Origin of the sequence: Nocardioides pymetrozini (genome assembly GCF_046058985.1) — a bacterium.
Classification (GTDB): Bacteria; Actinomycetota; Actinomycetes; order Propionibacteriales; family Nocardioidaceae; genus Nocardioides.
The window spans coordinates 2,795,001-2,807,671 of record NZ_CP175556.1; the positions used below are offsets into that span (position 1 = coordinate 2,795,001).

At 73.3% G+C, this 12,671-nt stretch carries 13 protein-coding genes and 2 tRNA genes (1 of these 15 only partly in view); 7 read left to right on the forward strand and 8 right to left on the reverse strand.

Features of this window, described 5'->3' with window-relative positions; translation table 11 throughout:
- Nucleotides 1-128: the 5' end (the start) of a tyrosine--tRNA ligase gene (tyrS, locus tag ACJ5H2_RS13740; RefSeq protein WP_408895969.1), read on the reverse strand. 1,144 nt of this gene lie to the left of the window's left edge; the window shows 128 of its 1,272 coding nt (coding positions 1-128); its start codon is at nt 126-128; its stop codon lies beyond the left edge, outside the window.
- 117 nt (nt 129-245) lie between these two features.
- Between tyrS and ACJ5H2_RS13745 the strand changes: the two genes are divergently transcribed.
- Genes ACJ5H2_RS13745 through ACJ5H2_RS13765 form a run of 5 tightly spaced genes read left to right on the forward strand, consistent with a single transcriptional unit; the run spans nt 246 to nt 4,605 of the window.
- Nucleotides 246-1,544 (forward strand): serine/threonine-protein kinase, encoded by a 1,299-nt coding sequence (locus tag ACJ5H2_RS13745; protein ID WP_408895970.1) that lies wholly within the window; start codon nt 246-248, stop codon nt 1,542-1,544.
- Nucleotides 1,545-1,554: 10 nt separating this feature from the next.
- Nucleotides 1,555-2,526 (forward strand): hypothetical protein, encoded by a 972-nt coding sequence (locus ACJ5H2_RS13750; RefSeq protein WP_408895971.1) that lies wholly within the window; start codon nt 1,555-1,557, stop codon nt 2,524-2,526.
- Between the two features lie 57 nt (nt 2,527-2,583).
- The gene (locus tag ACJ5H2_RS13755; RefSeq protein ID WP_408895972.1) at nt 2,584-3,330 is read left to right on the forward strand and encodes a DUF72 domain-containing protein; all 747 of its coding nucleotides are present in this window, start codon (nt 2,584-2,586) and stop codon (nt 3,328-3,330) included.
- Between the two features lie 54 nt (nt 3,331-3,384).
- Nucleotides 3,385-3,837, forward strand: coding sequence for a hypothetical protein (locus ACJ5H2_RS13760; protein ID WP_408895973.1), 453 nt, complete (start codon nt 3,385-3,387; stop codon nt 3,835-3,837).
- 12 nt (nt 3,838-3,849) lie between these two features.
- The gene (locus ACJ5H2_RS13765; RefSeq protein ID WP_408895974.1) at nt 3,850-4,605 is read left to right on the forward strand and encodes a PIG-L deacetylase family protein; all 756 of its coding nucleotides are present in this window, start codon (nt 3,850-3,852) and stop codon (nt 4,603-4,605) included.
- A gap of 7 nt (nt 4,606-4,612) precedes the next feature.
- On the opposite strand, the gene ACJ5H2_RS13770 is transcribed toward ACJ5H2_RS13765, so the two are convergent.
- The 7 genes from ACJ5H2_RS13770 to dnaG form a co-directional block, all read right to left on the reverse strand.
- Nucleotides 4,613-4,686 (reverse strand) — tRNA-Ile (locus ACJ5H2_RS13770).
- Nucleotides 4,687-4,693: 7 nt separating this feature from the next.
- Complete coding sequence (locus ACJ5H2_RS13775) at nt 4,694-5,695, reverse strand: phosphotransferase family protein (protein WP_408895975.1); 1,002 nt, start codon at nt 5,693-5,695, stop codon at nt 4,694-4,696.
- Between the two features lie 122 nt (nt 5,696-5,817).
- Nucleotides 5,818-7,215 (reverse strand): sensor histidine kinase, encoded by a 1,398-nt coding sequence (locus tag ACJ5H2_RS13780; RefSeq protein ID WP_408895976.1) that lies wholly within the window; start codon nt 7,213-7,215, stop codon nt 5,818-5,820.
- Entirely contained in the window at nt 7,215-7,931 is a 717-nt protein-coding gene (locus ACJ5H2_RS13785; protein WP_408895977.1) for a response regulator transcription factor, read from the reverse strand. The genes ACJ5H2_RS13780 and ACJ5H2_RS13785 overlap by 1 nt, the downstream gene beginning before the upstream one ends.
- 167 nt (nt 7,932-8,098) lie before the next feature.
- Nucleotides 8,099-8,174, reverse strand: a tRNA-Asn gene (locus tag ACJ5H2_RS13790).
- A 97-nt stretch (nt 8,175-8,271) separates the two neighbouring features.
- Entirely contained in the window at nt 8,272-8,766 is a 495-nt protein-coding gene (locus ACJ5H2_RS13795; RefSeq protein ID WP_408895978.1) for a hypothetical protein, read from the reverse strand.
- Between the two features lie 10 nt (nt 8,767-8,776).
- Nucleotides 8,777-10,663, reverse strand: coding sequence for a DNA primase (dnaG, locus tag ACJ5H2_RS13800; protein ID WP_408895979.1), 1,887 nt, complete (start codon nt 10,661-10,663; stop codon nt 8,777-8,779).
- A 186-nt stretch (nt 10,664-10,849) separates the two neighbouring features.
- Here dnaG and ACJ5H2_RS13805 point away from each other — a divergent pair, with 186 nt between their 5' ends.
- A complete protein-coding gene (locus tag ACJ5H2_RS13805) occupies nt 10,850-11,665 on the forward strand; it encodes a L,D-transpeptidase (protein ID WP_408895980.1) in 816 nt (271 codons plus the stop codon).
- Nucleotides 11,666-11,719: 54 nt separating this feature from the next.
- Nucleotides 11,720-12,670 carry a hypothetical protein gene (locus ACJ5H2_RS13810; protein WP_408895981.1) on the forward strand — a complete coding sequence of 317 codons (951 nt, stop codon included), beginning with the start codon at nt 11,720-11,722 and terminating at the stop codon, nt 12,668-12,670.
- Nucleotide 12,671: the final 1 nt, after the last annotated feature.

The following is a 12,671-nucleotide window of genomic DNA, read 5'->3' on the forward strand; positions in this document are numbered from 1 at the left end:
GGGTCGAAGCCCACATAGAACCGGACGCTTCCCTCGCTCAGCGCTGTGCGCAGCGCGTCGCGGTCGGTGGACTCGGCCAGCAGGCCGCGCCACTCGAGATCGTCCAGAAGCGTGGTGTCGACGGACACGTCGGTCCCTTTCCTCGGTGTGATGAGCGGGATCTCCTCCCGCCCCAAGGGTGCCCCATCCGCGCGGCGGCGCCGAACTGGGCTCGTCTCGGCCGGCGCGGGTACGTTGCGGGGGAGATGACCAGCCAACGGATTGCGGGGCGCTACACCCTCCAGCGCGAGATCGGGCACGGCGCGAACGGCGCGGTGTGGCTCGCTCACGACGACGTCCTCGGGCGCGACGTCGCGCTCAAGCGGCTGGTCTCCACCTCCGGGGTCGGCGACGACGCGGTCCGCGCCGAGCGGGAAGCCCGTCTGGCCGCACAGCTGGCTCATCCGAGCGTCGTCGCCGTCTTCGACCTCGTGACGGAGGCGACTGGCGCCTGGCTGGTCATGGAGTACGTCGACGGCCCCGCGCTGTCGACCGTCGTCCGCGAGACGCCGCTCTCGCCCGACGAGGCGGCACGGCTGCTGGCTCCCGTCGCCGACGCACTCGCCCAGGCCCACGAGCTGGGGATCGTGCACCGCGACGTGAAGCCGTCCAACATCCTCTCGGGGCCGGAGGGCGCCAAGCTCACGGACTTCGGGATCGCCCGGGGTTCGGAGGACGCCACCCTGACCCGGACGGGACTGGTCACCGGCTCCCCCGCCTATCTCGCCCCGGAGGTGGCGATCGGCGGGCAGGCGACGCCGGCCAGCGACGTCTGGTCGCTGGGCGCGACGCTGGTGCACCTGCTCACCGGGCGCCCGCCGTACCACCGCACGGACGCCGAGAACGGCCCGCTGGCCGTCGTGTACCGGATCGCCCACGAGGACCCGCCGACGGTGCCCGGCGCGGGCTGGCTCGCGCCGCTGCTCGCCCGCACGATGGCCAAGGACCCGCACGCGCGGCCGACGATGGCGGAGGTCCGCGACCACCTGACCCGCACCGCCGTCGCGGCGGAGAGCACGATGGCCCTCCCCGCCGTGCCTCGGTCCCGCCGCACCACTCGGGTGGCTGCGGCGGCCGTCGCCACCGTGGTCCTGGTGCTGCTCGTGGCGGCACTGGCGCTCCGGCCCGACGACGACGAGGGGACGCCGCGGGCCGAGGACTCTGCGACGTCGAGCGACACTCCCAGCCCGTCCCCCACGGGCCCCACCGCCGAGCAGCTCACGAGCTTCGCCCGCGACTACGTGGCCACCGCCGATCGCGACCCCGGCGCGGGGTTCGCGATGCTGACGCCGGCCTACCAGGCGGCCAGCGACGACTACGCCGGCTTCTGGGGCCCGATGCACGACCCACGGATCCTCGACATCAGCGCCGACCCCGCGGCCATGACGGTGACCTACACCTACCGCTACGAGCTTCCCGGGGCGGGGAACCGCACCGAGACCGTCACCCTGCACCTGGTGGACCAGGGCGGCAAACTGCTGATCGACCGCGCCACCTCTGGGTAGCCTGCCCGCCGTGGACGGGTACGACGTACGGCTGGCGGACCGGTTCCGCGCGCGGGGCGTGCTCGCGCCGGACGACGCGGCCCGCCTGCTGCTGCCCGTCGCCGACTCGCTCGCCTCGGTGCACGCGGCGTCCGGCCTCCACAGCGCGGTCTCACCCTCGGCGATCCAGGTCGACGACGCCGGGCGGGCCGTGCTGCTCGCACGCACCGAGGTCGAGCCCGACCCCTCCTACGCGCCGCCCGACCTGACCGCCGGCCGACGCCCGCTGCAGGCCGACGACGTGTGGTCACTGGCGGCCGTGCTGCTGCAGGTGACGACGGGCCACCCGCCGGCGAACCACGGCATCCCGCTCGCCGTACCGCGGTCCACCGGGTGGCTGGCACCGATCATCGAGCTCGGCCTGCGAGCGGACCCGCGTGAGCGCCCCTCGGCGGCGGAGGTCGCCGACTACCTGCGAGCCCGCGTGGAGCCCGCCCCTCCGCGGCGGCGGCCGCGGGTGCCGGTCGCCGCTCTCGCCGGGGCGGCGGTGATCGCCGTCCTCGCGGTCCTCGGCGCGACACTGCTGTTCGCCGGCGGCGACGAGGGCACGCCGAGACGCCCCGACGCGACGGGCTCCACTCCCCCGCCACCTCCTGCCCCGGGTACGACGGCCGCGACGCCCTCCGCAGCGCCGGAGCGGCCGACGGCCGCCCAGCTCGAGCGCTTCGCGAGGGACTACGTGGCGACCGCCAGCGGGGACCCGGAGAGGGGAATCCGGTGGCTCACCGCGGACTACCGGCAGCGGAGCCCGCGCTACCGCGAGGTGTGGGCGTCCATCCGCGCGCCGCGGATCCTCTCCGTGGCGGCCGATCCCGCGGCGATGACGGTCCGCTACACCTACCGCTACGAGCTCGCCGGCGGCGGCACCCGCACCGAGGACATCACCCTCTTCCTGGTCCAGGACGGCGGGCGCCTGCTCATCGCGGACGCGACGTCCGACTAGCCCCTCGAGGCGCACGCTCGGGAGCCTAGGCGCCGCGGGCGGGGGTACCGCGACCGCATGGGAAGGATCCGGGTCGGAACCTCAGGCTGGTCGTATCCGTCGTGGCGCGGCGACTTCTACCCGAAGGGGCTGGTGCAACGGCGTGAGCTCGCCTATCTCGCCGAGCACCTCTCCTCCGTGGAGATCAACGGCTCCTTCTACTCGCTGCAGCGGCCCTCGTCGTACCGCAGGTGGCGCGACGAGACCCCCGACGACTTCGTGTTCGCGGTCAAGGGCGGCCGCTTCATCACGCACCTCAAGCGCCTGCGCGACGTCGAGCAGGGGATCCAGCGCTTCTTCGACTCCGGGGTCTACGAGCTCGGCCCCAAGCTCGGACCGGTGCTGTGGCAGCTGCCCGCCTCGCTCCCCTACGACCCCGGCCTGATGGCCGACTTCTACGCCCTCCTGCCGGGGGCGGCACGCCACGTCCTGGAGTTCCGCCACCGCAGCTTCTGCGCGGACCGGGCCTTCGAGCAGATGCGTGAGCACGGCATCGGCTGCGTGGTCTCCGACTCCCCGCGGCGCTGGCCCATGGCCGAGGTGGTGACCAGCGACGTCGTGCATGTGCGCCTGCACGGGCACACCGAGCTCTACGCGAGCGGGTACTCCGCCCGGTCGCTCGACCAGTGGGCCGAGAAGTGCCGGCGCTGGGCCGAGACGGCCGACGTCTACGTGTACTTCGACAACGACGCCCGCGGTAGGGCGCCGCACGACGCGATGGGCCTCAGCAGGCGTCTGGGGCTCACCGTCGCGGGCGCGGACTGAGCGCCCCGGCGCCTCGCCCTGAGTGGCGCCGCCCGGGCCGGGTACAGCGCGGACATGTCCATCCTCGTCACCGGCCTGTTCGTCGTGCAGCTCCTCGTCGGCGGCTACATGTACGGGTTCGTGCTGGGCGCCGGCCAGCGCGACAGCAACGCCCGCGCGACCCGGATCCCCGACCTCGTGGCCTTCGCCCACCCCGTGCTCGCCGTCGTCACCTTCGCCTCGTGGCTGGCCCACCTCGCCACCGGCGAGCGCGGGTTCGCCTGGGTCACCTTCGGCCTCCTCCTGCTCACGGCGAGCGGCGGCGCCGTGATGGCCCTCAAGACCCTGACCGGTCCGGCCGTCGTCGACCGGCCCTCGCCCCGACAGGGCATCCTGGAGCCGGGCGACCCGGCCGAGGTGCGGGTGGCGGAGAAGCAGATCCCCCGCACGGCGGTCGTGCTCCACGGGCTGACCTTCCTGATGCTGACCATCGGCGCGCTGCTCGTGGCCCTCGGCGTCGCGGACTGACATGCTCGGCCCATGGCCGAGACCCCCGCACCGCTGCAGCCGCTGGACGAGGACTGGGAGCGCGCGCTCTGCGTCGTCGCCCACCCCGATGACATGGAGTTCGGCGCCGCGGCCGCGGTCGCACGATGGACCGGCCAGGGCAAGACGGTCGCCTACTGCATGGTGACCAGCGGAGAGGCCGGCATCGACGGCCTGGATCCCGACACGTGCCGGGAGGTGCGCGAGGCCGAGCAGATCCGCTCGGCTCAGATCGTCGGCGTCGACGTGGTCGACTTCCTGCACCAGCCCGACGGCGTGCTCGAGTACGGCGTCGCGCTGCGCCGGCTGGTCGCCGCCCAGGTGCGGCGCCACCGCCCCGACATCGTCGTGACCGGCAACTTCCGCGACACCTGGGGCGGGCGGAACCTCAACCAGGCCGACCACATCGCCGTCGGACGCGCGGTCGTGGACGCCGTACGCGACGCGGGGAACCGGTGGGTCTTCGCCGACCAGCTCGGGAACGGGCCGGACGGTCTCGCGCCGTGGGGCGGCGTACGGGAGGTGTGGGCCTTCGGCTCCCCCGAGGCCACCCACGCCGTCGACACCACCGACACCTTCGACGTCGGCGTGGAGTCGCTCGAGGCCCACGCGGCGTACATCGACGGGCTCGGCTGGGAGAACTGGGACCCGCGCGAGTTCCTCGAGGGCATGGCCCGCTCCGCCGGGTCGCGGCTCGGCGTCCCGTTCGCGGCGCCGTTCGAGGTGTTCCCCATGGGCTGGGGCGAGTGACGCGGAGTAGGCCGGGTGGGGCTCGAACCCACGACCCAAGGATTATGAGTCCTCTGCTCTGACCGACTGAGCTACCGGCCCGCGCGGATCACCCTAGTGCGGCCGCGTCGCCCAGGGGCGTCGGGTCGAGCAGCGAGGCCAGCCGTACGGCGGGCGCGGAGCCGAACTCCGCCCGCTCCTCGCTGGTCATGGTCGCGACGCAGCGCCGCCAGGACTCCACCCGCGCGAGGCGGCCGAGCTGGAGGGCCGCGGGCAGCGCCGCCCGGAGGTCGACGGGGTCGGCCAGGTCCGACCAGACCTCGAGGGCGGCGTCGGCGATGCGCCGCAGGGCCGGGGCGGCGGGCGGCAGGCCGAGGACGTGCTGTGCCATGGCGAGGGGGACGTAGAGACCGGCGAGCGGGTCGCCGACGACGGCGTCACCGAGGTCGAAGCAGCGCAGGCTGCCGTCGCCGGCGCGGACGACGTTCTCGGCGTGCAGGTCGTTGTGGAGAAGGGTGAGCGGGAGCTCGAGGTCCTCGACGAGCTCGCCCCACGCCGCGACGACGGGGAGCCGCGCCTCGAGCAGCACGGCGACCTCGGGGGCCAGGCGACGCGGGTCGTCCGCGGGGAGGGCGGCGAGGCGGCCGACCGCGTCGGCGACGTACGTCACCGCGTCGCCCGGCGGGAGTACGGTGAGGCCGAGACCGGAGGCCGGGCCGACCAGCTTGCGCTGCATGACCGCTGCGTCGACGGCGATCCGCACCCAGGTCCCGGGATCGGTCGCCTCACCGAGCTCGTGGACGGTCGGCCCCAGGTCGGCGGTCAGCAGCAGGTCGCGCTCGGCATCGGCTGCCAGGACGGGGACGATGTGCTCGGGGACCAGGTGGGCGAGCCGGGCCATCAGACGGGCCTCGTGGGCCTGGCCCGGACAGTTCTGCTTCGCGTACGACGAGCGGCCGCGCGCCGTGACGCGCCAGACCGCCGACCACGGCCGGACTCCGACCACCTCAACCCGCTCCGGGACTCCGAGCGCCGCGGAGACGAAGGCGCACAGCTCGGCCCGGAACTCCTCCGTCGTCCAGACCGCACTGGTCCACGTGCTCGTGCTCACCCCTGCAGGGTCCTCCGCGGCGCCCTCCGGCGCTACCGGTTTCCTCGGCCGGCGTACCGATGGGACGCAAGTGACGACTCAACCGGTCGGAACCGACGACTCGACGGGTCAGAACCGACGACTCAACCGGGCAGCCGGACCCTGAGCCGGGTGTCCCCGGGGAGGCTGTGCAGGGAGACCGCGCCGCCGTGGGCGGCGACGATGGCCTGCACGAGCGCGAGGCCCAGCCCGACGCCGTCCGAGCGGTGCCGGGACGGGTCGCCGCGGGTGAACCGCTCGAAGGCGGTGTCGACGAGCCCTGGTGGGAACCCGGGGCCGTCGTCGTGGACGTCGAAGCCGTCGGAGTGCACGGTCACGGTGACGGTCGTGCCGGCGGGGGTGTGCCTGCGGGCGTTCGCGAGCAGGTTCGTCGCCACCTGGTGCAGCCGGTGCTCGTCGCCGGTGACCACGACCGGCTCGCCGTCCGCGGGGAGCACGACCTGCCAGCGATGGTCGGGCGCCACGACGCGAGAGTCGTCGACGGCCTCCAACAGCAGGCGGGTGAGGTCGACCGGATCGGCCAGCAGCGACCGGCCCTGGTCGAGCCTGGCCAGGAGCAGGAGGTCCTCCACCAGGGCCGTCATGCGTCCCGCCTCCTCCTCGACCTTCGCGAGGGCGACGGCCGTGGTGCGGGGGTCGCCGCGCCGGCGGGCGAGCTCGGTGTACCCGGCGATCGTGGTCAGCGGCGTGCGCAGCTCGTGCGACGCGTCGGCCACGAACTGGCGGACCTGCTGCTCGCTGCGGTGGCGCGCGGACAGCGACGACTCGACGTGGGCGAGCAGCCGGTTGAGGGCCAGGCCGACCTGGCCGGCCTCGGTGCGCGGGTCGGTGAGGTGGTCCGGGACCCGCTCCGTGACGCCGATCTCGCCCTCCGCCAGCGGGAGCCCCGCCACCGCGTGGGCGGTGGCGGCCACCTCGGTGAGCGGCCGCAGCTGACGGCGTACGACGGCCGTGCCGGCTATCGCGGCGACCACGATTCCCAGCAGGGTGAGGGCAAGCTCCCACCGCACCAGCGACAGCGTGGCAGCATCCACGTCGTCGGTGGGAAGTCCCTTCACGAAGGTCGTGCCTCCGATGCTGCGGGCGAGCACCCGATAGCTGCCGTGACCCGGGATGGCCACGGTCTCGGCCCCAGCCTCCAGCCCTCGGAGCTCGGCCAGCGCCGAGTCGTCGAGGAGCACCGCCTCCCCCCGGGCGGTCTCGGGGAAGAGGAAGCCCTCGTCGCCGGCCGGCCCCAGGGTCGCGGTCAGCAGCCCCGGCTGACCGATGAAGGTCCGCTCCCCCGCGGGTCCCGCAGGAGCCAGCCCTGCTCCGCGCTCCCGGGCCAGCGCCGTCCGCACGTCGCCGTCGAGGCGGTCCATCAGCCAGGCACGCATGCCCAGCGCGGTCACGGTCCCGACGAGGAGGGACACCACGGCGACCAGCGCCACCGCTGTGACGACGAGCCGCGACGTGAGCGAGCGTGGGAGGAGCCGCCGCATCAGCCCGCCGGCTTGAGGACGTAGCCCGCACCGCGCATGGTGTGGATCATCGGGGCGCGGCCGGCATCGACCTTCTTGCGCAGGTAGGAGATGTAGAGCTCGACCACGTTGGCCTGGCCGCCGAAGTCGTAGTTCCAGACCCGGTCGAGGATCTGCGCCTTGCTGAGCACGCGCCGCGGGTTGCGCATGAGATAGCGCAGCAGCTCGAACTCCGTCGCGGTCAGCGCGATCTCCTCGCCGCCGCGGGTGACCTCGCGACTGTCCTCGTCGAGGAGCAGGTCGCCGACGACGAGGGTCGAGCGGCTCTGCTCCACCGCGGTGCCCGCACGCCGGACGAGCGCGCGCAGGCGGGCGACCAGCTCCTCGAGGGAGAACGGCTTCGTCACGTAGTCGTCGCCACCGGCCGTGAGCCCGGCGACCCGGTCCTCGACGGCGTCGCGCGCGGTGAGGAAGAGGACCGGCACGGACGGGGCGTCGGCGCGGATCCTGCGCAGCACCTCCATGCCGTCGAGGTCGGGCAGCATCATGTCGAGCACGACGACGTCCGGGCCGTGGCTGCGGACGGCACCGACCGCCTCCCCACCGGTGTGCGCGGTGGCGACGAGCCAGCCCTCGTAGCGCAACGCCATGGCGACGAGCTCGGCGATGTTGGCCTCGTCGTCGACCACGACCGCACGCAGCGGGGTGCCGTCGGGGCGGGTCGCGGTCTCGCTCATCGCCGTACCAGCGTGCTGTCCATGACATCAGCCTGCGCCAGCAACCTGTGCGGATCCTGTGGACCGCTTGTGCGGATCCTGCGGCAGCCGAGGAGGGTCAGGCCCCCGGCGCGTGAGGGGGCGGAACGACGAAGCCCCGCCGGAGCGATCCGGCGGGGCTCTCGCGCTGGCTCCCCCGATTGGACTCGAACCAATAACCCTGCGATTAACAGTCGCATGCTCTGCCAGTTGAGCTACGGGGGAATGCGGCGCTCCGCCTGTGCAGTGGAGCGGGGAAACCCTAGCAAGGGTGGCACCGTCGCCCGAAATCGAGGGGCCGAGCCCTCGTCTCCGTGTGTGCTCAGGTCTCGACGTCGCCGCGGGCGGCCGCCAGCGCCTGTCGCACCACCGCGTCCACTGCTGGGTCCGCGGGGTCGAGGCCGTCGTCGTACTCGACGAACCAGGCGAGCTCGCCGCGGGTGCCGGGAGGGCGGCGGGCGAGGATCCGGACGGACCGCCGGCCGCCGACGACGACATGCCGCTGGACGGCGATGCTCGCGGTGACCCGCTCGCGGACCAGCTGCAGCAGCCGGTCGGCCCGCTCGAGTCGCAGGACGTGCACCGGGCTCGGCTCGCCGAAGCTCGCGACCTCGACCACGCGCAGCGTCGACTCCCCCTGGTCCCAGTCGGCGCTGGCGACCTGCTCCCAGGGGATGCGGTGCGGCAGGTAGAGGGCGTCGCGGGTGCCGCCCACCGGACCCGCGTCGGGCGCGCGGACCGATGCCCAGGCGAGCAGGCGCTCCCCTGGCGCGACCGGGACGGCCGGGGCACGTGGCGGCAGCGGCGGGAACCTCATCGGACGCGCCTCACGGGGCGCCGACGATCTTCTCGCGCAGCGCCCGCCGGTGCTGCTCGAGGGCCGCGAGCTCACCGAACATCTTGTTGTAGTCGGCGGGGTTGTCGAGCGGGTTCGTGCGCTGCAGGCGCGAGCGCACCTCGTCGATGCGGCGCAGCACGGTGAGCTCCTGCAGCCGGTAGACGTGGTGGGCGACGTAGCCGGCGTCGATCTCACGATGGGCCGGGATCGGCTCGACCGCGAGCGCACTGATCAGCGACGAGACGGCCGGGTCGGTGGCCGCCTCGCGCAGCCGGGCGACCCAGCCGGGGTCGTTCTGGCCGGCGACGGTGCCGCCCGCGGCGGCGACGAGGTCCCACACGGCGCGGTAGGTCGGGTGCGTGAAGTCGTTGCTGCCGATGTCGGCGGTGGTGCGCCCGATCGCGATCGGCGCCTGCAGGACCAGCTTGAGCGTCTCCCGCTCGATGCCGAAGCGCGGCTCGCGCAGGTCGGGTACGGCGGAGCGCGGCGCCGGCTCCTCCGGCCGCTCCCCCGGCCGCGCGCCTCGGCCGCGCACCTCGGCAGCGGGCCCGCGCGCCGACGCCCGCCGGACCTCGGCGCGCGCCTGGTCGATGTCGACCCCGACCATGCCGGACAGCTCGCGGACGAAGGCGTCGACCTTCGAGCGGTCGCGCACGCTCGCGACCAGCTTGGCTCCCGCACGCAGGGCGTCGATGCGGCTGTCGGCGCGGTCGAGGTCGTAGCGGCCGACGACGTTCTCGAGGACGAAGCGGTAGAGCGGGCGCCGGCTCGCGACGAGCTCGCGCACCGCCGCGTCGCCCTCCTTGATCCGCAGCTCGCACGGGTCCATGCCCTCGGGCGCGACCGCGACATAGGTCTGGGAGACGAAGCGCTGATCGCCATCGAAGGTGCGCAGCGCCGCCTTCTGGCCCGCCTCGTCGCCGTCGAAGGTGAAGACGACCTCGCTGCGCAGCTCGGCGTGGTCGTCGAGGAAGCGGCGCAGCACGCGCGCGTGGTCGTCACCGAAGGCCGTGCCGCAGGTCGCGACCGCGGTGCCGACACCGGCGAGATGGCAGGCCATCACGTCGGTATAGCCCTCCACGACGACCGCCTGTGAGCTGAGCGCGATCGGCTTGCGGGCCAGGTCGATGCCGTAGAGCACCTGGCTCTTCTTGTAGATCGGCGTCTCCGGGGTGTTGAGGTACTTCGCCTCGATCCGGTCGTCCTCGAAGATCCGCCGGGCGCCGAAGCCGATCGTGTCGCCGTTGGCCTCCCGGATCGGCCACAGCAGCCGGCCACGGAACCGGTCGTAGAGTGACCGGCCCATCGCGACCAGGCCCGCCGCGATGACCTCCTCCGAGCTGAACTTGCGTCCGCTCAGGTGGCGCCACAGCGCCTCGCCGTCGCGCGGCGCGAACCCGATGCCGAAGGTCAGGGCCGCCTGCTGGTCGAAGCCGCGCTCGGCGAGGAACTGCCGCGCCGCCAGCGCCTCCGGCGTGCCGAGCTGCTCGGCGTAGAACTCCTGCGCCACGGCGTGGGCCTCGACCAGGCGGCGACGCTGCGGGCCCTTCGGACGGTCGTCGTGACCGGTCTCGTCGCGACGCAGCTGGACGCCGTACTTGTCCGCCATCCGCTCGACGGCCTCGCCGAAGGTGAGCCCGTCGATCTTCATCAGGAAGGTGAAGACGTCGCCACCCTCCTGACAGCCGAAGCAATGGAAGAACCCGCGGCTCGGCGTCACGTGGAAGGACGGCGACTTCTCGTCGTGGAAGGGGCACAGGCCCTTCATCGAGCCGCCGCCGGCGTTGCGCAGCGTCACATAGCTCGACACGACCTCGTCGATCTTGGCCCGCTCACGGACCGCGGCGATGTCCTCGTCACGGATCCGGCCAGCCATGTGGCGATCCTACTGACGACCTCCGAGCGCCCGGCGGCGCACCGGCGCGGGCTGGGGACGAGGACTGTGGAGAGTCGCCAGATTTCGTCCGGCCCCGCGTGACCCTCGTCCCATCTGCCTCGTTGGACGCACGGGAGGACCGCACGAAGGGGTCACGGGCGATGAGCATGACGGGAGGGACCGCGCATGGAGCAGGCCTCGGCGCGCGGCCGCGCCAGCTGGCCGGTGGGTCTCGTCGTCCTGCTCTTCGCGCTCTCGGCCCTGGTGATGGTGCTCAAGGACGGCGAGACGGGGCCGACGGCCCCGTCGGCCCCGTCGGCGCGACTCTCCTCGATCGAGCTCGACCTGAAGGACCTGCCGGTCAGCTCCACGAGGACCACCCTCGAGGCGGCGCCGCGGGACCCGCGCCCGACGAAGGTGCCCCAGGGCACCGTGGTGCATCCCAAGCGCGTCACCGCGCTGTACGACGAGCCCGACGGCGAGCCCTTCGGCAAGATCAGGCCGACCCAGTTCGGCGACACCTGGCTGCCGGTGATCACCCGCAACCGCGAATGGGTACAGGTGCTGCTGCCGTCGAAGCCGAACGGGTCGACCGGGTGGATCCGGGGCTCGGAGCTGGCCGAGGCGCACAGCCGGTTCCTGGTCAAGGTGCACCTGGGCGAGCGCTCCCTCGAGCTCTTCGAGGACGACGCGCTGGTCGGCAGCTGGACCGTCGCGATCGGCGCCGGCGACACGCCGACCCCGCTGGGGCGCACCTTCGTGCTCGGCCAGATCATCGACGAGTTGCAGCCCTTCTCCCCGGTGATCCTGCCCCTCGGCAGCCACAGCGAGACCCTCGACTCCTACGGCGGCGGCCCCGGCACGGTGGCCCTGCACGGCTGGACCGACCCGTCGGTCTTCGGCAAGGCGGTCAGCCACGGCTGCGTGCGGGTGCCGGATGACGCGCTCGACCTGCTCCGCACCGTGCCGATCGGCACCGTGGTCATGGTCGACGAGGCCTGACCTCCAGGAACTGGATCATCTCGGGGACAAGTGATGAAGATGAAGGGAACACCCATGAAGAACAAGCGGCACCTGGCTCCGCTGGCCGGCGCCCTGCTCCTGGTGGCAGGAGCGGCGACCTCGGTGTCCCTCCTGGCGGGCGGCTCGGCGACCGCGGCGGGCACTCCGTCCTCGGCCTTCGGCCTCGAGCTCTCCATCGGTGGCAACGGCGTCATCCCGCGGACCCCCGCGGTCAGCTCGACCGACGGCTCGCTGAAGACCGACTCCCTCATCGGCCTGCCCACGAACCCCGTCGCCAGCGGCGGCATCGTGAACGCTTCGGCGCAGAACGGCGCGGCCAGCGCCAGCGTGGCGGACCTCGCGGTCGGCGAGGGTCTGATCAAGACGCTCAAGCTGCCCGCCGAGGTCACCACCCAGCTGACCGCGGGCTGCACCCAGCTCACGACCGCCCTCGAGGGCCTCACCGGCCCGATCGGCGACGCCCTCGACCAGGTCCTGCCGCAGCTGCAGGGCGCCCTGGACGGCATCGCCGACAACACCAAGGGCACTCCGCTCAACCTGAGCGCCCTCGGCGCCCTCGACATCACCAAGCTCACCGACCCCGACCAGCTCAAGGCCCTGTGCGACGTCCTCGCGGGCAACCTGCGCGTGGTCGGCGCCGCCGCGGTCGAGGCGAAGTGCACCGGCAACACCGGAACCACCACGATCGCCAACCTGCGCGCCCTCGGCCTGCCGGTCAACGTGGACACGAAGAAGGCCAACCAGGCCGTGAAGGTCTTCGACGTCCCCGGCGTCCCGCCCGTGGTCGAGCTGGTCGTGAACCGGCAGACGGCGAACGCCGACGGCACCTTCACCGTCGACGCGCTGTACGTCAACATCCTCGACCAGATCAAGCTGACCGTCGCGTCGGCCACCTGCGGCAACGTCACCAGCGACCGCGCGCCGGCCCCCGGTGACGCGCCCTCGCCCAAGCCGGTCAAGGACCACGTGCCGGTCACCGGCTGAC

Excerpts from the sequence above, each read along its gene's own strand:
- ACJ5H2_RS13745 (WP_408895970.1), top strand. The coding sequence starts at position 246 with ATGACCAGCCAACGGATTGCGGGGCGCTACACCCTCCAGCGCGAGATC.
- ACJ5H2_RS13755 (WP_408895972.1), top strand. The coding sequence starts at position 2,584 with ATGGGAAGGATCCGGGTCGGAACCTCAGGCTGGTCGTATCCGTCGTGG.
- ACJ5H2_RS13760 (WP_408895973.1), top strand. The coding sequence starts at position 3,385 with ATGTCCATCCTCGTCACCGGCCTGTTCGTCGTGCAGCTCCTCGTCGGC.
- ACJ5H2_RS13765 (WP_408895974.1), top strand. The coding sequence starts at position 3,850 with ATGGCCGAGACCCCCGCACCGCTGCAGCCGCTGGACGAGGACTGGGAG.
- ACJ5H2_RS13780 (WP_408895976.1), bottom strand. The coding sequence starts at position 7,215 with ATGCGGCGGCTCCTCCCACGCTCGCTCACGTCGCGGCTCGTCGTCACA.
- ACJ5H2_RS13785 (WP_408895977.1), bottom strand. The coding sequence starts at position 7,931 with ATGAGCGAGACCGCGACCCGCCCCGACGGCACCCCGCTGCGTGCGGTC.
- ACJ5H2_RS13795 (WP_408895978.1), bottom strand. The coding sequence starts at position 8,766 with ATGAGGTTCCCGCCGCTGCCGCCACGTGCCCCGGCCGTCCCGGTCGCG.
- dnaG (WP_408895979.1), bottom strand. The coding sequence starts at position 10,663 with ATGGCTGGCCGGATCCGTGACGAGGACATCGCCGCGGTCCGTGAGCGG.
- ACJ5H2_RS13805 (WP_408895980.1), top strand. The coding sequence starts at position 10,850 with ATGGAGCAGGCCTCGGCGCGCGGCCGCGCCAGCTGGCCGGTGGGTCTC.
- ACJ5H2_RS13810 (WP_408895981.1), top strand. The coding sequence starts at position 11,720 with ATGAAGAACAAGCGGCACCTGGCTCCGCTGGCCGGCGCCCTGCTCCTG.